This is a genomic window from Yersinia hibernica, from assembly GCF_004124235.1.
Lineage (GTDB): Bacteria > Pseudomonadota > Gammaproteobacteria > Enterobacterales > Enterobacteriaceae > Yersinia > Yersinia hibernica.
In genome coordinates, this window is sequence record NZ_CP032487.1 from 703,582 (window position 1) to 723,734 (window position 20,153).

Genomic DNA, 20,153 nt, shown 5'->3' on the forward strand with positions numbered 1-20,153 from the left:
ACCAGATTGTAATTATTTGAATTTATTTAATAAATACCAGTTTCACCTGACAGGATGAGGTGTCAATGTCCAATATCAGCAATCTGGGGGACGCTTATAACTGGAGCGTAGCGAAGATTGCTGAGGCTTTTGGGCTAAATCGCGGAACGGTGAGAAAGCGCCTGCTCGATGCCAATACGCCAATCGCTGACACAGTGAGAGGCAACCCTGTTTATGCACTGAAAGATGTCGGCCCCATTTTGTTTGGGGAGATTGAGCCTGTCGATCCTGATGGTTTTCAAAATCCACAGAGAATGGGTCCTAAAGATCGTAAAGATTGGTATCAGTCTGAAAATGAGCGAGTGAAGTTGGAGGCCAGCTTGCGTCAACTTATCCCTGTTAGTGAAGTTCATACCGAGATGGCCTTGTTGGTGAAGTCGGTCGCTCAACTGTTGGATACTTGGCCGGATGTGCTTGAACGTAAAAAGAGTTGGTCGCCTGAACTGGTGAATGAGGCGCAATCGCTGGCTGATGAGTTGAGGGACTTAATGGCCTCATCGGTTTCACTGGCAGAAACTGAGGATGAGCATTAATGAGTTATGCATCAGCGGCAGCTATACGGCGTGATGTTTCAGCCCTGCTTAAAGCCCCTCGGCGCATTCCGATTGCTGAGGCAGTACAAAAGTATATGCGTGTTCCCAAAGGCGGGGGTAATTCAGTGCCGTGGGATGCTTCCATGACACCTTATATTATTGAGCCTATGAACTGCCTGGCTTCACGTGAGTATGACGCAGTTATTTTTGTCGGCCCCGCCCGAACGGGTAAAACTATTGGGCTAATTGATGGTTGGTGTGTCTATTCTATTGTCTGCGATCCCGCCGATTTTCTGTTGGTGCAAATGACAGAGGAAAAGGCGCGAGAGCACTCAAAGAAACGCCTCTCCAGAACCTTTAGGGTTAGCCCGGAAGTTGCGAAACGTCTCAGTAAAAACCCTAATGATAATAACGTCCACGATATTATTTTTCGTGCAGGTAATTATCTGAAGATAGGCTGGCCCTCAATCAATATCCTTTCATCGTCCGATTACCGATTTGTTGCGCTGACTGATTATGACCGCTGGGTAGAAGATATTGGCGGGGAAGGCGATGGTTTTACACTGGCCTCAAAGCGTACCACCACATTTATGAGTTCCGGTATGACGCTGGTGGAAAGCTCACCAGGCAGGGATGTTCGCGATACTAAATGGCGGCGAACATCTCCCCATGAAGCCCCCCCAGCCACTGGCATTCTTTCGTTGTATAACCGTGGAGACAGACGGCGCTGGTACTGGCCATGCCCGCATTGTGGCGAATATTTTCAGCCTTGCATGCAAGCGATGAGTGGATATCGTGATGTGCCAGACCCTATACAGGCCAGCCGAGATGCGCATTTGGTTTGCCCATCTTGTCAGGGTGTTATCACCTCAGACTTAAAAGATGAGCTAAATAAGAAGGGTATTTGGTTGCGCGAGGGGGAACACTCCGATTCTGACGGAGTGATTACCGGAACCCCACGACAATCGCGCATTGCTTCATTTTGGATGGAAGGCCCCGCTGCTGGTTATCAGACCTGGGCGCAAATGATATTCAGGCTTCTGACTGCTGAGCAAGAATTTGAAGCTACTGGCAGCGAAGAAACCTTGAAAGCCGTCACGAATACGGACTGTGGTATTCCCTACCTACCTCGCTCCAGCGTAGAGCAGCGACAATCTGAAACTCTGATGATTCGGGCAGAGGACGTGATTAAGCGTACCGTGCCGGACGGTGTGCATTTCCTCGTTGCCACTATTGATGTGCAGGGCGGTAAAAATCGGCGTTTTGTGGTTCAGGTGATTGGCTATGGCACCCACGGCGAACGCTGGATAGTTGACCGATACAACATTAAGCAATCAATGCGCGTCGGTCCGAACGGTGAAAGTCTGCCGATTGATCCCGCTGGTTATCTCGAGGATTGGGACCTGTTACGTTCCGACGTGTTGGATAAGGAATGGCCGCTGCATAGCAACCCTAGCGTCTCATTGCCTGTACTGGCAATGGCGGTTGACTCAGGCGGTGAAGATGGCGTCACCGGCAACGCTTACGAGTTTTGGCGGCAATGTCGTCGCGATGGTGTCCACAAACGCGTTTTTCTTTTCAAAGGGGACAGTACGACGCGAAGCAAACTGATCACCAAAACGCTCCCTGATAATACCGATCGCCCCAATCGGCGAGCTGAGGCGGGGGGAGTTGTGCCGCTTTATCTGTTGCAGACCAATCAATTAAAAGACCGGATCAGCAACGCGCTTCAGCGCGAAACACCGGGGGCTAACTACGTGCATTTTCCGGCGTGGCTGGGGGAGTGGTTCTATGACGAGTTGACTTACGAGGAACGCGGTAGTGACGGTAAATGGACGAAGCCGGGCAAGGGCGCAAATGAGGCATTTGACTTAATGGTCTATGCCCATGCGTTAGTGATATTGAAGGGGTACGAGAAAATTAACTGGGAAAAACCGCCGCCTTGGGCGCGGCCTATTGATACCCATTCCTCGTTATCGCCCGTTCAAAAACCGACCTCCACAACATCTCGAACTAAGACACCAAAACCTAAAAAATCACTTGCCCCGCAAGAGGAAAAAACCTCTGCATGGGTATCATCAACTTCAGGAGGCTGGGTGTGAATCAGGCAGAAATTGAAAACATGATCCAGCGTTATGTTGCCGCTGAAATAGCTGTGCTGGAAGGGAAGTCCATCACTTTTAACGGTCAGTCAATGTCGATGGAAAATCTGAGTGAGATACGAAAGGGGCTGGCGGCATACAGACGAGAACTCCGGCTGCTGATTGCGGCGCGGCGCGGACGTCCTATGTATAAAGTGGCGAGGTTTCCATAATGAGCATTATTGATGATGCGATTGGTTTGTTTTCCCCGAGCTGGAAAGCGGCCCGTTTAAAATCCCGGGTGGCGATCCGTGCTTATGAAGCGGTATTACCGACACGCACACATCGCGCCAGACGTGAAAATCGTAATGCTAACCAACTTAGTCAAGTGGCTGGCCGCTCTTTGAGGGAACAGGCCCGATATTTGGACAACAACCATGATCTTGTGATCGGGCTGCTGGATAAACTGGAGGAACGCATCATTGGGGCTAAGGGTATTATTGTCGATCCTCAGCCCATCCTCCTCACTGGGTTAATCGCGGATGATTTAGCGAAGCAAATCAGGTCCGCATGGGCCGAGTGGTCCGTTTCACCGGATGTGACCGGTCAATTTACTCGCCCCGTACTTGAACGCCTAATGGCTCGAACATGGTTACGTGACGGTGAAGTATTTGGACAGCTCGTAAGTGGAACGGCTCAAGGCTTGACCGCCACGGCCGGTATTCCTTTCTGGATTGAAGCGTTAGAGCCTGATTTTGTTCCGTTGGAATCCAATGCCCCCGAAAAAAATATTTGTCAGGGCATTTACCTCAATGGCTGGGGGCGACCCACAAAATATATCGTCTACAAATCCCTTTCCACGACAGGTATTGCACTGGGCAATACAAAAGAAATTCTGGCCGAGGACATGGTGCATCTGAAGTTTATGCGTCGTCTGCATCAGGTTCGGGGTAACAGCTTATTGTCCGGCATTCTGATCCGGTTGAGTGCGCTCAAAGAGTATGAAGATTCTGAACTCACCGCCGCCCGTATCGCAGCGGCATTAGGCATGTATATCAAGAAAGGGGATGGACAGAGTTTTGATGACGCGAATGCCGATGATAAGCGAGAGCTAGATATTGTGCCGGGCATGCTATTTGATGATCTTCAGCCCGGTGAAGAAATCGGAATGATTAAGTCAGACCGTCCGAATCCTAACCTTGAAAATTTCCGTAATGGGCAGTTAAGGGCGGTTGCGGCAGGGAGTCGTGGCAGCTATTCCAGTATTTCCCGTAATTATGATGGTACTTACAGCGCCCAACGACAGGAGCTGGTGGAGTCTTTTGAAGGTTATGGGATTTTGCAGGATGCTTTTATTGCTGCCGTCACTCGCCCGATGTATCGCCAATGGCTGAAACAGGCCATCGCGGCTGGCATTATCCGTGTCCCGCCCGATATTGATCCAAAAACCTTACTGAATGCGGTTTACAGCGGGCCAGTGATGCCGTGGATTGATCCGTTGAAAGAGGCTAATTCATGGCGAGTCCTGATTCGAGGCGGCGCAGCAACCGAAGCGGATTGGATCAGAGCGAGAGGCGCTAACCCAGGGGATGTAAAACGCCGTCGTAAGGCGGAAATTGACGAAAATACCGAGCTGGACCTGATTTTTGATACTGATCCGGCTAACGATAAAGGAGATGCCCGTGAGCAAGAACAGCAGAAAGAAACTGATTAAGGCACCGCAGGCGTCTGGCGGTGATAAAAGCTGGTTCCGTATGAAAGCCAGTGGGGAAAAAAGCGCGGATATTTATATCTACGAGGAGATCGGTTATTGGGGGGTTACTGCCCGCCAGTTTGCCAGCAGCCTGAAAGCATTGGGTGATATCGACCATATTAACCTGCGTATCCACTCTCCCGGTGGTGATGTGTTTGAGGGGATTGCCATTTACAACCTGCTGAACACTCATCCTGCCAGCAAAACGGTTTATATCGACGGTTTGGCCGCATCTATGGCCTCAGTGATCGCCATGGTCGGTAACCCCGTCATCATGCCGGAAAACGCGATGATGATGATCCATAAGCCTTGGGGCATTACTGGTGGTGATGCTAACGATATGCGCGACTATGCCGATCTGCTCGATAAGGTGGAAGGGGTTCTTATTCCTTCCTATGCCCAAAAGACCGGTAAAACCCCGGATGAACTGGCTGCTATGCTCGGTGAAGAAACCTGGCTGACGGCTCAGGAATGTGTCGAACACGGTTTTGCCGATCAACTACTCCCGTCGATGCAGGCGATGGCCCGCATCAATTCAAAACGTATTGAGGAATTCGAGTCTATGCCAGCTTCTCTGAAGAATATGATTATTAAACCCAAAGCGACCACGACACAACCAGTCGCCCCCACTAAACCGGTAGTCCCTACAGCGTCTTCGGATGATAACGCTATTCGTGCTCAGGAGCGTGAGGCCCAAAAACAGCGGATCAACGGTATTAAAGATTTATTTGCGATGTTCGGTGGACGCTATCAGGAATTACAATCTGCGTGTGTCGAAGATATTGATTGCACGTTGGAACAGTCCCGCGAAAAACTGCTGGCACTGATGGGTAAAGATGCCACACCATCGAATAAAACCCCGCCAGCAGGTCTGCATATCTATGCTGGTAATGGTAATTTCACCAGCGATGGTATTCGCCAGGCATTAATGTCACGCGCCGGTTTCGAAGATCGCCAAAATGACAACGTTTATAATGGCATGACACTGCGTGAATATGCTCGGATGTCACTGACTGAGCGGGGTATTGGTGTTGCGTCATACAATCCTATGCAGATGATTGGTATGTCATTCACTCATACGACATCTGATTTCGGTCATATTCTATTGGATGTGGCGAATAAGGCTCTTCTGCAGGGGTGGGATGAAGCTGAGGAAACCTTCGAGCAATGGACGAAAAAAGGGCAACTATCTGATTTTAAGACGGCTCATCGTGTTGGGATGGGGGGGTTCCCATCGCTGCGTAAGGTGCGGGAAGGCGCTGAGTATAAATATGTCACCACATCAGACCGTGGAGAACAGATTGCACTGGCAACCTATGGTGAAATTTTCTCTATTACTCGCCAAGCAATTATCAACGACGACTTGAATCAGTTAACTGATGTCCCTATGAAGATGGGCCGCGCCGCTAAAGCAACGATTGGCGATCTGGTTTATGAGATTCTGACGAGTAATGGAAAGCTTTCTGATGGAAAAACCTTATTCAGTAGCGATCACAAAAACCTCTCAACAGGTGCAATTGATGTCGCGAATCTGGATAAAGCTCGTCAACTTATGCGAACTCAGAAAGAGCCGACAACGGGGCGAACCCTTAATATTCGCCCAGCATTCCTGTTAGTTCCTACGGCATTAGAGACGATTGCCAACCAGACAATCAAGTCTGTCAGTGTGAAAGGTGCGGATGTTAATGCTGGCATCATTAACCCAATCCAAAACTTTGCCAGTATCGTAGGTGAGCCTCGTTTGGATGATGCCAGCCCTGTCCAGTGGTATCTGGCTTCAGCAAAAGGTACCGATACTATCGAAGTGGCATACCTTAATGGTGTTGAACAACCTTACATCGACCAGCAGGAAGGTTTTAGCACCGACGGTGTTGCAACAAAAGTGCGGATTGATGCCGGTGTTGCTCCTCTTGATTATCGTGGTCTTGTTAAATCCTCGGGCGCATAACCCCTTGTAATCGTGTTTCTCTGCAGCCCGTTAGGGCTTTTTTTATACCTAAAATTCAGCCCTTCGGGGCTGTATGGAGATTTTATGGCTACTAATTTTATTCAGGAAGGTAAGACCATCCCAATCACGAATTCGGGTGTAGAGATTATCTCAAGCGGCGATCCGGTAGTGATTGGCGATATTATTGCTGTGGCGCTGGTTGATATTAGCCCTACAGTCACCGGCGACGGCATGGCCGAAGGGGTTTTTCTATTGCCTAAGTTAGCTGCTGATGTCATTCCAGCCGGGAAAAAGGTTTTCCTGAAAGCGGGTAAGGTCCAACTTGCGTCTGCTGACGCAGTTGCGGCGGGTTGTGCCTGGGCTGCTGCTGCCGCTAGCGAGGCAGTGATTGCGGTAAAAATCAATGGCTAACGCCTTTGAACGGCTGGTAGTGAGAATGGATCAGGCGACAGTGGAACGGATGGGTAAACCGGTACTCATCAATGAAGTTGAGTATATTGCCGTTGAAAGTCATCTCATCCCCGAAATGGGACCGGTGACGGGGGACGGTATTTCACTGGTTATCTTCTCATCAGATTATTCCCCACGCCGCAATGATCAGGTGATTTGGGAAGGTCAATCCTACATCGTCACCCGCCATCAGTCTTTTAATGGAAAGCCCCAAATCTGGTTGGAGTAACGGGAGGTACCATGACCGTTCAAGGTTTAGATCAGCTCATCAGTAACCTTTCCGCGCTCAGTAAAACGGCGGTGCCTCGGGCCACCTCGCAAGCGGTGAACCGTGTCGCCGGTCGAGCCATTAGCCGCAGTGCGTCGCAAGTTTCAAAGAGTACACGTGTCCCGTTAAAGTTGGTCCGAGGGCGTACCCGACTGAAAAAAGCCAGTCCGAGTCGCCCCATTGCGACGATCCGTGTTAAGCGGGGAGATTTGCCTGTTATCAATCTTGGCCCTGTACGTCTGCAGATATCTCGTCGTAACGGTAAAGGTGGTGCAGACAGCGTATTAAAAGTGGGCCGATTCTCTTTTCCGGGGGGATTTGTGCAACAGCTCAGCAATGGGCGATGGCAAGTGATGCGTAGAACGTCAAAGGCGCGTTATCCGATTGAAGTCATCAAAATCCCAATGGCTGCACCACTCACTCAGGCATTTCACAACCAAACGAAATCCCTACTGATGAATGATATGCCAAAAGAGTTGGCTGCTGCGTTGAGTAATCAATTACGACTGGTGATCAAACGATGAACAGAAATACCGCAATACGTAAAGCCGTACTGGATGCACTGAAAGCATCGATTACCGCGCCAGATGTCACTTTTTTTGACGGCCGGCCGGTATTTCTTGATGTCACAGACCTACCGGCCGTCGCCGTTTATCTGACTGATTCAGAGTCAACGGGGGAGTATATCGACGGCGACCACTGGCGTTCAGTTTTGCATGTGGAGGTTTTTTTAAAAGCAAAAAGCCCCGATTCAGCACTGGATGAGTGGATGGAAAACAACATTTACCCCGTGATGGGGGATATCCCAGCGTTATACGAACAGATAGAAAGTCTTTCCCCGTTAGGCTACGACTATCAACGCGACGATGAAGCGATTACGTGGGGTTCGTCGGATATCACTTACACGCTGTCGTACTTCAAATAACGCCTTTTCTTATCGTACATACCCGCCGCCGCGCGGGTTTTTTTATGTCTGGAGCAAAATATGACCAGTATTTATGAAAAAACGCAGGGTACAGTATTCAGTGTTTCTGCTGAGGCAGCGACTGAAGCAAACCCAGTAGGTGCAACTTGGTTATCAGCATCGTGCTCAACAAAAGAACTCAGTTTCACCGGGGGGCAGAAAGATGATATTGAAGTTACAACACTTTGCTCGACCGAAAAAGAGATGACTAATGGGCTTTCATCTCCTGCAGAAATGAGCATTAACCGAAACTGGAGTGCTGGAGAATTGGCTCAGGAATCGTTGATGGAAGCCTATGAAACGAATGAGCGACGCGCTATCAAAGTTGTCTTCCCGTCAGGTAATGGATTCGCCTATCTTGCCGAGGTTCGTCAAAACAGTTGGAGTGCGGGGACTTCCGGTGTGGTTTCTTCTTCTTACACGCTACGTATCATCGGTAAGCCTGTTCGAATTATGGCCTCCGATATTGTTCCTGTCACCGGCTTAACGCTTACCCCAACCAGTGGCAGTGTGGTTGCCGGTGGAACAGCGACATTTAACGTCAATATTTCTCCATCAAATGCCACAAACAAGGGTTTCACTCTACTCTCATCCGTTCCGGCCCGAGCAACAGCTACGGCAACGGGTATGTCGGTAACGGTATCAGCACCCTCTGGAGCAACGGCGGGATCAGCCAATATTACGGTGACGACTTCCGATGGCGGCAAAACCGCCACTTACACAGCTAACGTCACCGTTTAATGAGAGGGTGCTAAAACATGTCAGCCAAAAAGAAATTTGATCTCAAATCACTGGTGTCTTCGGCACATGCTGGATTTCGCACTAAAAGTGTACCCGTCAGCGAGTGGGATGGAGCAAGCGTTGTGCTACGAGAACCCTCTTTAGAGGGCTGGGGGCGGTGGCGCGAGATTATGGCATCACCGGAAACAAAAGCAGGGGAAAATGAAGTTCAACTTTCCATCTCAGAGGAAACTCAGCGCAATATTCGTGCCGATGCGGTGATGTTCATTGATGTTCTATTAGACGAAGATCTGCAACCGGTTTTTGCAGTGAATGAATTGGAAAAAGTCATTTCATTTTATGGCCCGGTACATGCCCGTCTTCTTAGGATCGCAATGGGGCTGGCAACGTCTCCAGAGGATGCTGAAAAAAAGTTATAGAACCCGGTATCCAATTCATGATGAAACTCGCACTGCGTTTGGGCAGGACGCTGGGTGAACTCAAGCAAACAATTGGTATGAGCGAACTTCGCTTATGGGCTGCATATGACCGTATTAGCCCCATCGGTGATGAACGGGGCGACTTTCAAGCAGCACAAATCACGGCAGCGACCTATAACGCACAAGGGGGGAAGAACCCGCTCAGCATTAAAGATGTTTTGTTGGGCTGGGGTGGGTCGGAAAACGATGACGGATCAGAACTTGAAGCGTTTTTAGGTCAGTTGGCTGAGTAATTCACCCGCTTCGGCGGGTTTCTGGGAGGAACTATGACAGTTCTGGGTGATCTAATCGTCAACCTGTCGGCTAATTCAAGTTCATTTCAAACCGAGATTGCAAAAGCCTCTCGTTTGGGATCTGAATATTATAAGACGATAGAAGGAGGCTCGCGCAAGGCAGAAGCGGCGACACGCCAGAGCAAACGGGCATTAGCAGAACTTAATAACGAACTGGTCACAGTGAAAGAGTCTGCTAGTGGCATGGTGGGCATGTTTGCCGGGGCATTTGCAGTAGGTAGCCTTATCAGCACGGCAGACCAATACGGGCAAATATCATCCCGCATCAAAATGGCGACCGGTTCACAGGAGGAATACAACAGCGTTCAGCAACGCTTAATGGAGATTAGCGACCGAACTTATAAAAGTATCGAAGAGCAATCCGAGCTGTATATTCGCAGTGCCAACTCCATGAAAGAGCTGGGTTTCTCCACGGCCAGTACCATTGATTTTATTGATTCAATTTCCAGCGCCCTAACCATCAATGCCGCCAGTGCTGAAAAGGGCGAAAGCGCGATTAATGCCCTGTCTAAATCCATGGTAAATGGCAAGATGGCGGGTGACCAGTGGCATGCCGTCATGGAGATTATGCCGACCGTTATCGGTGATATTGCCCGTTATTTAGGTACCACCGAGCTTGAAGTGAAAAAACTTGGCGCGGCTGGAAAGTTATCAATGGATACCTTTTCCAAGGCGGTGATAGCGGCAAAAGACCGTAACGCCGAACTTGCTGAGGCTATGCCGACCACAGTCGGGGATGCCATCACCAAGCTGTCAAATCATTGGAAAGCCTATATCGGTGATGCCAATAGTGCAATGGGTGTGACAGCGGCAATTTCCGGTGTGATTGGCACAGCGGCAGATAATATTGATGTATTGGTTGCAGCCGGTACCGGCTTGGTGGGGCTTGGACTGGCGCGTTACTTTGGTGGTATGGCTGATAGCGTAAGGACAGCCGCTAAAGAAGTCATTAATACAACACGATCACAACTCGCTCTTGCAGCGGCGCAGGTTGAAGGTGTTCAGGCGTCATTGTTACAGATCCGGACGGAGCGAGAATCGGCGGTTGCCGCACAGCGTTCGCTGGTTGCTCAGTTACAGTTGGCGCAAACCGAAAAGGCCCGTACGGTTATTCGTGCACAACTGGCTGTTAACTCTGCTGCAGTAGCCGCTGCATCCCGCGCAGAAGCGGCAGCAACGGATGCACTCAGTGAGGCACAAAAGCGGTTGAATGTTGCCTCCGGACTGGCGAGTAAGGCGCTGGGCTTAATTGGTGGTCCCGTTGGGGCCGCTATGCTGGCTGCTGGCGCAGTTTATTATTTCTATGAAAAATCAGAACAAGCCAAACGTTCAGCGACAGAGCTAGCGGGTGGTGTCGGTGGACTGATTGATAAAATGCGGGAAATGGGGAATGTTCAGTTAGCGGCTGAGATCGGCAAGCTGAATAACTCATTACCGGCGCTCTCTTCTGTTGTTGCTGATGCGCAAAAGAATTATGACAAAGCGACAGAAGCCGTTGAGCGAAATCGCCGTCAAATTTATTTATGGGGAGAAGGTTCAACTATTGGGAAGCAAGCCAATGAAGAACTGAATATCTCTCTGAATAATCAGGCGATAGCGCTCAAAGAATTGACGGATGCGCAGGACAATAAAAGCCGCGCAGTCAATGGAGCGAATGTTTTAAGCGGTCAGTTAAATGGGACGCTTAAAGAAGGTGTTGGGATTTTCAAGCTGGAAAATGTCGAGGTGGGGATTGCGGCCGGAATGATGGCTAATTTTACCAGTTCTCTGAATATTGCTACCCAAGCCAAAACCGCTTTTAACTCAACTAGTCTGATTCTGCCCGTCAGCGAAGAGCTTAAAAACGCGCAAAAGGTGCAGGACGATAAGCTGGCAATATTAAAGCTGTCGGGCAGGGCGCAGGCGACAGAAATAGCCAGACAAGAAGCTGAACGGCTCAAAATTACTGATCCGAAAGAGGTATCGAAATTCGTCAGCGGCGAACTCAGAAACTACGATCAATCTGAGCAGAACAAAGCGAATGAGCAGGCGAAAAGCAAAGCCGCCAGTGCAACAAAAACGGCTGAAAGCGCAACAAAAGCCTATGAACAAGCCATTGCCAATCTGAATAAAGAGATTCAGGTTGAGTCAGTTCGACTCAAGCAAGGTGAAACGGCCGCGTCATTATTTGCAGCATCGATTGAAACTGGCGCGAAATACACTGATACACAACGTGTAGAACTGGAACGGCTGAATAAAACCCTCGCGGAGTCAAAACAGCGCTGGGAGGACCACAACGCCGCTATTGCGTCAGATCCTTACCGCAGCGCCGCAGAATCTCAGCGTCAGGCGCAAGAGCAGCTTCAACGGCAGGTTGCTAGCGGTGAAATACAAAGCGCCGAAGAGCTTTCTCGGCGTAAACAGCAGATCCACACGGACTATCTGGCGGCTTTGGCAGATGCTAACCAACGTTACGCTGTCAGCGCCAATGATGAGTTGGCCGGTAATGTCGATCCCGTTCAAAATCTCAGTAACCAACTGGCAAAGCGTCAGGCACTTATCGAGACTTATGCCGCGGCAGGTGTTATCACCGAACAGCGAAAAAACCAGCTTATTCTTGCTTCCGAGACGGAAACCCGTGAACAACAGTACCAAGCGTCTCTGCAATTATTTGCCTCGCAAGGCGATCTGCAACGCATGGCTGTTGATCTGTTTCAGGACTCACAAGACCGGCTCACTAATATGCTGACGGGGCTAGTAAATGGCACGCAGTCCACGAAAGAGGCAATGTCTAATTTATTTGCCTCACTGTCTCAATCGATTATCAAAAACCTTGTTGATATGGCCGCGCAAGCCCTGATCACCAGTACGATCATGCAGACGATTACGGGCGTGTCGGGTGGGCTTTTAGGTGGATTCATGGGCGGCGCAAGTGGCGCGGCGGGGTCTGCCAGTAATGCATTCTCGGGCGGCGCTTATAGCGGGTTGTCATTTAATGCCAAAGGCGGTGTTTATGATTCACCCAGCTTGAGCGCCTATAGCGGTCAGGTTGTTAGTTCACCGACCTTTTTTGCTTTTGCAAAAGGGGCTGGTGTGATGGGCGAGGCGGGGCCAGAGGCGATTATGCCACTCACCCGCTCCGCTGATGGTTCGCTCGGTGTAAGGGCGGTCAGTAGCAATATGCCGACTAGTTCTTCCGGTGGTTCAGCAGCGCCACAGGTTTATATCACCATCGATGGCAACGGCAATACCTCCACACAAAGCAGCCAAGGCATGGAGCAGTTGGGCAGCGATATTGGGCGATTTGTTGAAGTCAAATATCGTGAGTTGCTGGAGAAAGATCTGGGGCAGCGTGGTGCAATCACAAATGCCATTCAAGGAGGTAGATAGTGATTAAAACGTTCACTTTTTGCCCTCGCGTAGATGCTACAGCTCAAACTCAATTTCGAACTAGGGAAATACAGTTTGGCGATGGCTATATCCAGCGAGCCGGAGATGGAATAAACACCAAGTCAACGGAATGGACACTTCAGTTTATTGGGGATTGGGACTACATCAAGCCAATCCTCGATTTTCTGGATGAACATCAGGGACACACCGCTTTTGAATGGACTAACCCCATGGGCGAGCTTGGTCTTTATGTTTGCAAGGCATATGACCCGACAGCAAAAGGTAAAAACTCAGCCGGTAACCCGATGTTTCAGCTCAACATTCCCCTCGAAATTGCTTATCATCCGTAAGGTTTAATATGGGTATAAAACACGATTATCAAACGCTAGACCCCGGCAACGAGGTTTGGCTTTATGCGGTTGATTGCTCAGACTTTAATGGTCCTGAACTTTTTTTCCATAATCATAAAATACCGTACACCTCTCAAGAATTACGCGCGGCAGACGGGGATATAACCAAGCTTCCTGTTAAATCTATCTGGTGGCAAGGGGTTGAGTATCTACCTTGGCCGGTAGAGTTGACGGGAATAGAAATCGCTGGAGACGGAACGGCCCCCAGACCTTCACTCAAAGTAGGAAACATCGACGGCACAATTAGTGCGATGTGCCTCGCATATCAAGATCTGGCACAGGCCAAAATTAAGGTACACAAAACCTTTTCTCATTATCTTGATGCCCGAAATTTTTTAGAGGGCAACGCATCAGCTAGTCCCGATGATGAAACTCTTTATGTCTACTTCATCGACCGCAAATCTGGAGAGGGAACTGATGGTATCCAGTTCGATTTATCCGGTCCTTACAATTTACAAGGGATTAAAATTCCCCGAGAGCAAATTCAAGGAAGCGTTTGCCGTCATTGTATGCGCGGTTGGTATCGAACGGGGCGAGGCTGCGACTATGCTGGATCGCTGTATTTTGATGAAGATGATAATCCAACGGATGATCCGAGTCGTGACGAATGCAGTGGATCACTTCGGGCCTGCAAACTACGCCATGGCGCTGAACCTTTGCCTTATGGCGCTGAGCCAGGCTCATCACTCTTAAGGAGATAAGCATGCAGAAGAAAACCCATTCAGCGATTTTTGCGCATGCTGAAAAAGACTACCCCCGAGAGGCTTGTGGTTTAATTTGTCGCAATGGCCGAACGGAAAAATACTTTCCGTGCCGCAATCAGTCCACTGAGCCACGCGATAATTTCATTTTGCACCCGGAAGACTACGCCACCGCCGAAGATTGGGGGCGTGTCACCCATATTGTTCACAGCCACCCGGATGCAACGACTCAACCCAGCAACGTTGATCACGCGCAATGTGATATGTCTGAGCTACCCTGGGTTATTGTCAGTTGGCCGGAAGGTGACTTACGAATAGTTGAACCGGTTATAGGGCTGCGCCCACTCGAGGGGCGTCCGTTCGTGCATGGGGTGTGGGACTGCTTCAGTATTATTCGCGACTGGTTCAAGTTGGAGCGAGATATTAATATCCCCAACTTTGAGCGCTCACCTTGCTGGTGGGAATCCGGGACCGAAAATTTGTACATGGATAATTACTACAGTGCGGGTTTTGTGGAGGTTGGCGGCGAGTTATTACCTGGTGATGTCATTATTATGCAAGTAAGCGCACCAGTCCCGAACCATGCAGCAATCTATATCGGTGATGGGATGATGATTCATCATATGTATGGGCACATGAGTAAGCGGGTACCCTTTGGTGGGTATTATCAAGACAGGACAACAGTAAAGTTGCGGCATAATTTACTAATGTTATGATTGATATAAACTTATTCGGCAGGACACAACATGAAGAAGATATGTATCACTGCATTGCTCATGATAGCGTTCCCATCAGCATTATTGGCAGCAAAGAAAGCGGAGACAATAAAAGAGCCAATTATTGAGTCGCGAGTATTAACAAATGAAGAATCCAGCGTAATAGAGGCCTGGGTTAAAAGGGGCCTTAAAGACCCAGATAGCGCAAAACTGTTAATGAGTAATATCATAACTTCTCTCAATGGAGAGAGCAGGCAGTTATATTGTGGACTTGTTAAAGCTAAAAACTCATATGGTGGTTACTCCGACTGGGTTGTATTCCAAAGTTTTATTACAAAGAATAGTCAGGGTAAAACCATCGCCCCAACCAGTATAGGACAAATTACTGGTGCGGGTGCTTTAGGTCAGATAGGGCAGGGAAGCAAAGGCGTGAGTGATGATTCGGTCTTATTTAAAGTGTGCCAGAATGACGGTTACTTTAAAGAAGATATTTTATATAACGATTTAGTTAATTGAAATGACCCGCCTCGGCGGGTTTTCTGCTTTATGGGGGGGGCGAATGCGTAGAAAAATAGAGTTAGGTGGGATTTTAGGCAAAAAATTTGGCAGAGCGTATAACTGGGAAGTATCAAGCCCAGCAGAGGCAATACAAGCCTTAAGGTTACAAATTAAAGGTTTTAAGCAATTCCTATTAGACAGTGAATCAAGAGGGCTTACATTTGCTGTTTTTAATGGCAAACGCAATATTGATGAAAATGAATTATCCCTTGGTGGGAATGCCCCCATCCGTATAGTGCCTGTTTATATCGGTAGCAAGAAAGCTGGGCTGTTTCAAACGATATTGGGTGCAGTACTCATTGCTGCAACCTTTTGGAACCCAACGGCGGCTTTAATGTCTGCTGGATTTGCCAAAGGTATGTTAATGGCTGGTGCATCAATGGCGCTTGGCGGGGTTATGCAAATGTTATCACCGCAACAGGGCGGGCTGGCAACTCGGCAATCAGCAGAGAACACCCCAAGCTATGCATTTGGTGGGCCAGTGAACACAGTGGCGCAAGGAAACCCGATTCCGATTGGTTACGGCGAGCGAATTATCGGCGGTGCCATCATTTCAGCCGGTATCTATACCGAAGATCAAATGTAACTACTAACTTTAATATTGAACCGCCTCCGGGCGGTTTTTTTTCGCCTGGAGAAAAGTATGTCGGCAATTGTGGGTAAAAAGGCGGGTAGTTCAGACAGCCACACTCCGGTTGAATCACCAGATTCATTAATCGCTACTTCTTTTGCAAAAATGTTGCTGGTATTGGGCCATGGTGAGTGGGTTGGTGGGCTGGATAATACCCGAATTTTTCTTGATGGCACTCCCATTGGTAATGCTGATGGTAGCGTCAACTTCCCTGGTGTGCAGTGGGAGTTCCGCCCAGGGACTCAGCATCAAACTTATATTCAGGGAATGCCAGATGTTCAAAATGATATCGCTGTGGGTATTGAGCTGAAATATGAAACTCCTTGGGTGAAGGCAATCACCAATACTGACCTCTCTGCCGTGCGTGTTCGCCTATCATGGCCCGCATTGCAGCAACAATTGGATAATGGCGACATTGTTGGATACCGAGTTGAGTATGCGATTGATTTAGCAACTGGTGGTGGGGCTTACAATGAGGTTTTGCGGTCTGCTGTTGATGGTAAATCAACAACGGGGTACCCACGCTCTCACCGTATTGATTTACCTACTTCAACAGAGGGTTGGCAGCTCCGTGTTCGGAGGATAACCCCAAACACGACAAATACTGCTCGGGTTGCTGATCGGATGTTGGTTGATGCTGTCGTCGAAATTGTTGACGCCAAATTGCGCTACCCGAATCTGGCGTTGCTGTATATCCAGTTTGATGCAAAGCAGTTCCAGAACATCCCAACAATAACGTGCAAACCTAAAATGGACATAATTCGCGTCCCATCAAATTATGATCCTATTAACAGAACTTATTCCGGTGTTTGGGATGGCACATTTAAATGGGCATGGACCAATAACCCCGCCTGGATTTTCTATGACCTCTGCATCAATGAAGAATATGGGCTGGGGCAATGGATTAAGGCAAATAATCTCTCAACCTCAAAATGGGAATTGTACGAGATAGCTAAATATTGCGATCAGCTTGTGCCTGATGGCCGTGGTGGTACCGAGCCTCGCCACCTATGTGATGTTTATATCCAAGGGCAAGAGGATGCAATCAATGTCCTGAGCGATATCATTAGTATATTTTCTGGCATGTTCTATTGGGCTGGCGGCGAGATCAGAGCGCTGGCCGATATGAGCCGTCCAGTTGATATGGTTTACTCTCGCGCTAATGTGAAAGATGGTTTTCAGTATAGCTCTGCCAGTGAGCGAACCCATTACAGCCAGGCTATGGTGTCATATTCAAATCCTGACAATCGCTATCAGGATGATATTGAGCCGGTAGTGGTTAGGAGCCTTGTAAGGCGATACGGTACTTTAAACGCAGATATAACAGCCATAGGCTGCACACGCCGAAGCGAAGCCATTCGCCGAGGCAAGTGGGTTCTCTATACCAATGAAAAGGATAGGGCGGTTTCGTTCACAGTGGGGCTTGAGGGCCGCATTCCCTTGCCGGGTTGGGTTGTTGGGGTTGCCGATCAGCTATTGGCTGGGCGAGTGCTTGGAGGGCGCATAAGCAGCGCAGTCGGGCGCAATGTTACCCTTGATCGCAAGCCTGACGCAAAGCTAGGGGATCGCCTTATTGTTAACCTTCCGAGTGGGGTGGCGCAGGCAAGAACGGTGCAATCAGTGAATGATAAAGTGGTCACTGTTAGTGTTGCATACAGTGAATTACCTGCCGCTGAATGTGCCTGGAGTGTTGATGCCGATGAGCTGGCGGTACAGCTCTATCGCGTTGTTGGCATCAAGGACGCATCAACCGAGAAGGAAATAGCCTATGAAATTAATGCTATTGAGTACGATGAAAATAAATGGGCCAAGATAGAAAGCGGCGCAATTATTGAAGATCGCCCGATTAGCGTCATCCCACCTGGTGTTCAGCCGCCACCAAAAAACATTGAAATAACCAGTTTTTCTGCAATAGCCCAAGGGCTTGCTGTCACCACCTTGCATGTAGAATGGGATGCCGCTGAAAGTGAAATTGCTTACGAGGCCGAGTGGCGGCGCGATAATGGCAACTGGATCGCTGCCCCGCGCACGTCTACACGTAGCTTTGATGTTACGGGTATTTACGCCGGGCGCTATCAGTGCAGAGTCAGGGCTATCAATGCGGCTGAGATATCGAGTATCTGGGCCAACGCCACTGAAACAGCCTTAAACGGCAAAGAGGGGAATCCTCCCATGCCTGTTGGCTTTGCTGCAACCGGTATTCTCTTTGGTATTACTCTTAGCTGGGGTTATCCGGAAGGGGCTGAAGATGCGTTAAAAACCGAGATTGAATATAGCCTGTCTGCCGATGGCACTGACGCCATGCTGTTGAGTGATGTACCGCATCCGCAAAGAAACTACACCATGCAGGGATTAAGGGCGGGGCAAGTGTTTTGGTTCCGTGCACGGATCGTGGATAAATCCGGTAATCAGTCGCCGTGGATAGATTGGGTTCGTGGCATGTCGAGTACCGACACGAGCGCTATTCTCGAAGCTATTGGTGATGATTTCATCAGTAACACTGTGGCGGGACAGCAGTTATTTAATAATGATTTCATGAGCGCTGAGGCGATTCTGGAGAACGCTGTCGCGAATGATGCTGGCATCGTACAACAATGGGCGCAATACGGAGAGAATAGAGCAGGAGTTATCCACTTAACGACCACTGTTGCTGATGCTGAACGGGCATTCGCTGAGTTTGAAACATTGGTAACCGCGACTTTTGAAGATCAAACTGCTGCTATTGATGAAAAGTTAACAGCAGTGGTTGATAGTGACGGGGCAAGTGCGACTTACAGCCTACGGGCGGGAATTAACTATAACGGTAATTTAGTCAATGCTGGCATGGTAATTGGTGCGGAGTTTATTAATGGAGTAGCTAAATCATCAATTGGTTTTACTGCTGATCAATTTATATTGCTCTCGGGGCCAGCGGGTAATTTATTTTCGCCTTTTGCAGTGGTAAATGGTCAAGTTTTTATGAATGATGCATTTATTGCAAAGGCATCTATTGGTCGAGGGAAAATAACAGACACTTTGGATTCTGATAATTATGTCCAAGGTATATCCGGTTTGCATCTTGATTTTAAAAACGGCAATGCTGAATTTAATAATGTCAATCTCAGGGGTAATATAATCATGGATAATACAACGAATGGAATTCGTACTATATTAGATTATCGAGGCCAGAAAACATATCACGCTAATGGACAAATTGCTGTGCAAGTGGGTTATTTCTAATGGCTGAACCTATTCTATATGTTTCCCCTAGCGATGGGGGGAAGGGTGTCTATATGACATCTGGAACACGGTTACTTAGATTTCTTGGTAACTATGACACACTGGGAACAGGTAACCCCCCATCAATTGTATTGAATGGATATACGGGAGGGCAATTATATTTAGTCCCGACTTCTTTTGGTGGGGTGACTACCCCGGCAGGCACTGCCTCGGCATATGCCTGGTATGTTACCGGTTACTCTATGTCGGGTAACCGCATAACCTTTACGACTTCAAATAATAATATGGGATGGGCGACTTTTTCAGCTTTTGAAATCCCAACATCTCCAGCGTTTGGCTCTTATGGGTTATTCTTGCAAAATTCAACCAATTTTATGGCAATCACTGATGCTACTGCATTAGGTTTTTGCACATGGAGGGGGCAGGTAACCATATCGTCAGATTGGCAAGTCCCAGCGGGAATACCCAACCGTGAAAACGCTATTGTGTTTGCTAACTGGGCAGATCCTAATGTGTCGTTACTATACGATGCCCCCAATAAAAACATTCATTGCTTTGCTATCAATTCTACCGGTTCGACGAGTAACGGCTCTGTGGTTGCCAATGTTTGTGTTTTCACTACAGGCTTTTTCCCTGCACCGCCCAGCGCAGGCACCGCGGGGCTTGCCATTTTTAATACGTCAGGACAATGCACATACTCTTCTCGATACGCACCGTTAATTCTGGCAAACACGACACAGCTAAGTTCCACACCTAATACATGGGTAAATACTGGCATAACAAGGCCCATGATACCTCTTCCTAGCCTTGGAGGACTACCAGCAGGAAGTGAGCAGAGTGGAGGCTATCAAGGCTGGTACCGTACAGCTATGCGCATGTCTGGTTCCAGCATAACGGCGGGACAAGGCGCTTATGTAAATAGCGTCCCAATGAGTGACAATAGATACGGTAATAGCCCGTTAGCTTTACCCGTTTTAAATACCGATACTTACTTTTAAAA

20 protein-coding genes are annotated in these 20,153 nt (G+C 48.7%); all 20 read left to right on the forward strand.

All coding sequences use genetic code 11. The features are described 5' to 3' along the window. Positions 1-65 precede the first annotated feature (65 nt). The 20 genes from D5F51_RS03410 (at position 66) to D5F51_RS22570 (ending at position 20,151) form a co-directional block, all read left to right on the forward strand. Positions 66-572 carry a DUF1441 family protein gene (locus tag D5F51_RS03410; RefSeq protein ID WP_050146805.1) on the forward strand — a complete coding sequence of 169 codons (507 nt, stop codon included), beginning with the start codon at positions 66-68 and terminating at the stop codon, positions 570-572. Next, positions 572-2,674 (forward strand): phage terminase large subunit family protein, encoded by a 2,103-nt coding sequence (locus D5F51_RS03415; RefSeq protein ID WP_129195610.1) that lies wholly within the window; start codon positions 572-574, stop codon positions 2,672-2,674. Before D5F51_RS03410 ends, D5F51_RS03415 begins: the two co-directional genes overlap by 1 nt. Further along, complete coding sequence (locus D5F51_RS03420; protein ID WP_050146809.1) at positions 2,671-2,886, forward strand: hypothetical protein; 216 nt, start codon at positions 2,671-2,673, stop codon at positions 2,884-2,886. Before D5F51_RS03415 ends, D5F51_RS03420 begins: the two co-directional genes overlap by 4 nt. Beyond that, the gene (locus D5F51_RS03425) at positions 2,886-4,367 is read left to right on the forward strand and encodes a phage portal protein (RefSeq protein ID WP_129195611.1); all 1,482 of its coding nucleotides are present in this window, start codon (positions 2,886-2,888) and stop codon (positions 4,365-4,367) included. The genes D5F51_RS03420 and D5F51_RS03425 overlap by 1 nt, the downstream gene beginning before the upstream one ends. Next, positions 4,330-6,354: a ClpP-like prohead protease/major capsid protein fusion protein gene (locus D5F51_RS03430; protein ID WP_167480519.1), complete on the forward strand. Its 2,025-nt coding sequence runs from the start codon at positions 4,330-4,332 to the stop codon at positions 6,352-6,354. The genes D5F51_RS03425 and D5F51_RS03430 overlap by 38 nt, the downstream gene beginning before the upstream one ends. Before the next feature lie 84 nt (positions 6,355-6,438). After that, entirely contained in the window at positions 6,439-6,765 is a 327-nt protein-coding gene (locus D5F51_RS03435) for a DUF2190 family protein (protein ID WP_129195612.1), read from the forward strand. After that, positions 6,758-7,033 carry a DNA breaking-rejoining protein gene (locus D5F51_RS03440; protein WP_129195613.1) on the forward strand — a complete coding sequence of 92 codons (276 nt, stop codon included), beginning with the start codon at positions 6,758-6,760 and terminating at the stop codon, positions 7,031-7,033. Before D5F51_RS03435 ends, D5F51_RS03440 begins: the two co-directional genes overlap by 8 nt. Before the next feature lie 11 nt (positions 7,034-7,044). Further along, positions 7,045-7,596 carry a phage tail protein gene (locus D5F51_RS03445; RefSeq protein WP_129195614.1) on the forward strand — a complete coding sequence of 184 codons (552 nt, stop codon included), beginning with the start codon at positions 7,045-7,047 and terminating at the stop codon, positions 7,594-7,596. After that, positions 7,593-7,997 carry a phage tail terminator protein gene (gene gpU, locus D5F51_RS03450; protein WP_129195615.1) on the forward strand — a complete coding sequence of 135 codons (405 nt, stop codon included), beginning with the start codon at positions 7,593-7,595 and terminating at the stop codon, positions 7,995-7,997. The genes D5F51_RS03445 and gpU overlap by 4 nt, the downstream gene beginning before the upstream one ends. Positions 7,998-8,057: 60 nt before the next feature. Continuing rightward, complete coding sequence (locus D5F51_RS22965) at positions 8,058-8,777, forward strand: phage tail tube protein (RefSeq protein WP_129195616.1); 720 nt, start codon at positions 8,058-8,060, stop codon at positions 8,775-8,777. Positions 8,778-8,794: 17 nt separating this feature from the next. Then, positions 8,795-9,196 carry a phage tail assembly chaperone gene (locus D5F51_RS03460; RefSeq protein WP_129195617.1) on the forward strand — a complete coding sequence of 134 codons (402 nt, stop codon included), beginning with the start codon at positions 8,795-8,797 and terminating at the stop codon, positions 9,194-9,196. A 20-nt stretch (positions 9,197-9,216) separates the two neighbouring features. Continuing rightward, the gene (locus D5F51_RS03465; RefSeq protein ID WP_167480533.1) at positions 9,217-9,489 is read left to right on the forward strand and encodes a phage tail assembly protein T; all 273 of its coding nucleotides are present in this window, start codon (positions 9,217-9,219) and stop codon (positions 9,487-9,489) included. A gap of 33 nt (positions 9,490-9,522) precedes the next feature. Beyond that, the gene (locus D5F51_RS03470; RefSeq protein ID WP_129195618.1) at positions 9,523-12,918 is read left to right on the forward strand and encodes a tape measure protein; all 3,396 of its coding nucleotides are present in this window, start codon (positions 9,523-9,525) and stop codon (positions 12,916-12,918) included. Continuing rightward, positions 12,918-13,268, forward strand: a complete 351-nt coding sequence (locus tag D5F51_RS03475) for a phage tail protein (RefSeq protein WP_425471850.1) — start codon at positions 12,918-12,920, stop codon at positions 13,266-13,268. Before D5F51_RS03470 ends, D5F51_RS03475 begins: the two co-directional genes overlap by 1 nt. 8 nt (positions 13,269-13,276) lie before the next feature. After that, positions 13,277-14,029 (forward strand): phage minor tail protein L, encoded by a 753-nt coding sequence (locus D5F51_RS03480; protein ID WP_129195620.1) that lies wholly within the window; start codon positions 13,277-13,279, stop codon positions 14,027-14,029. Between the two features lie 2 nt (positions 14,030-14,031). Next, complete coding sequence (locus D5F51_RS03485; RefSeq protein WP_129195621.1) at positions 14,032-14,745, forward strand: C40 family peptidase; 714 nt, start codon at positions 14,032-14,034, stop codon at positions 14,743-14,745. Between the two features lie 30 nt (positions 14,746-14,775). Then, on the forward strand, positions 14,776-15,261 hold the full coding sequence (locus D5F51_RS03490) for a hypothetical protein (RefSeq protein WP_129195622.1): 486 nt from the start codon (positions 14,776-14,778) through the stop codon (positions 15,259-15,261). Between the two features lie 43 nt (positions 15,262-15,304). Continuing rightward, positions 15,305-15,889 carry a tail assembly protein gene (locus D5F51_RS03495; RefSeq protein WP_245994877.1) on the forward strand — a complete coding sequence of 195 codons (585 nt, stop codon included), beginning with the start codon at positions 15,305-15,307 and terminating at the stop codon, positions 15,887-15,889. A 57-nt stretch (positions 15,890-15,946) separates the two neighbouring features. Beyond that, on the forward strand, positions 15,947-19,153 hold the full coding sequence (locus tag D5F51_RS03500; RefSeq protein WP_129195624.1) for a TipJ family phage tail tip protein: 3,207 nt from the start codon (positions 15,947-15,949) through the stop codon (positions 19,151-19,153). Continuing rightward, on the forward strand, positions 19,153-20,151 hold the full coding sequence (locus tag D5F51_RS22570) for a DUF6453 family protein (protein ID WP_129195625.1): 999 nt from the start codon (positions 19,153-19,155) through the stop codon (positions 20,149-20,151). The genes D5F51_RS03500 and D5F51_RS22570 overlap by 1 nt, the downstream gene beginning before the upstream one ends. Positions 20,152-20,153 lie beyond the last annotated feature (2 nt).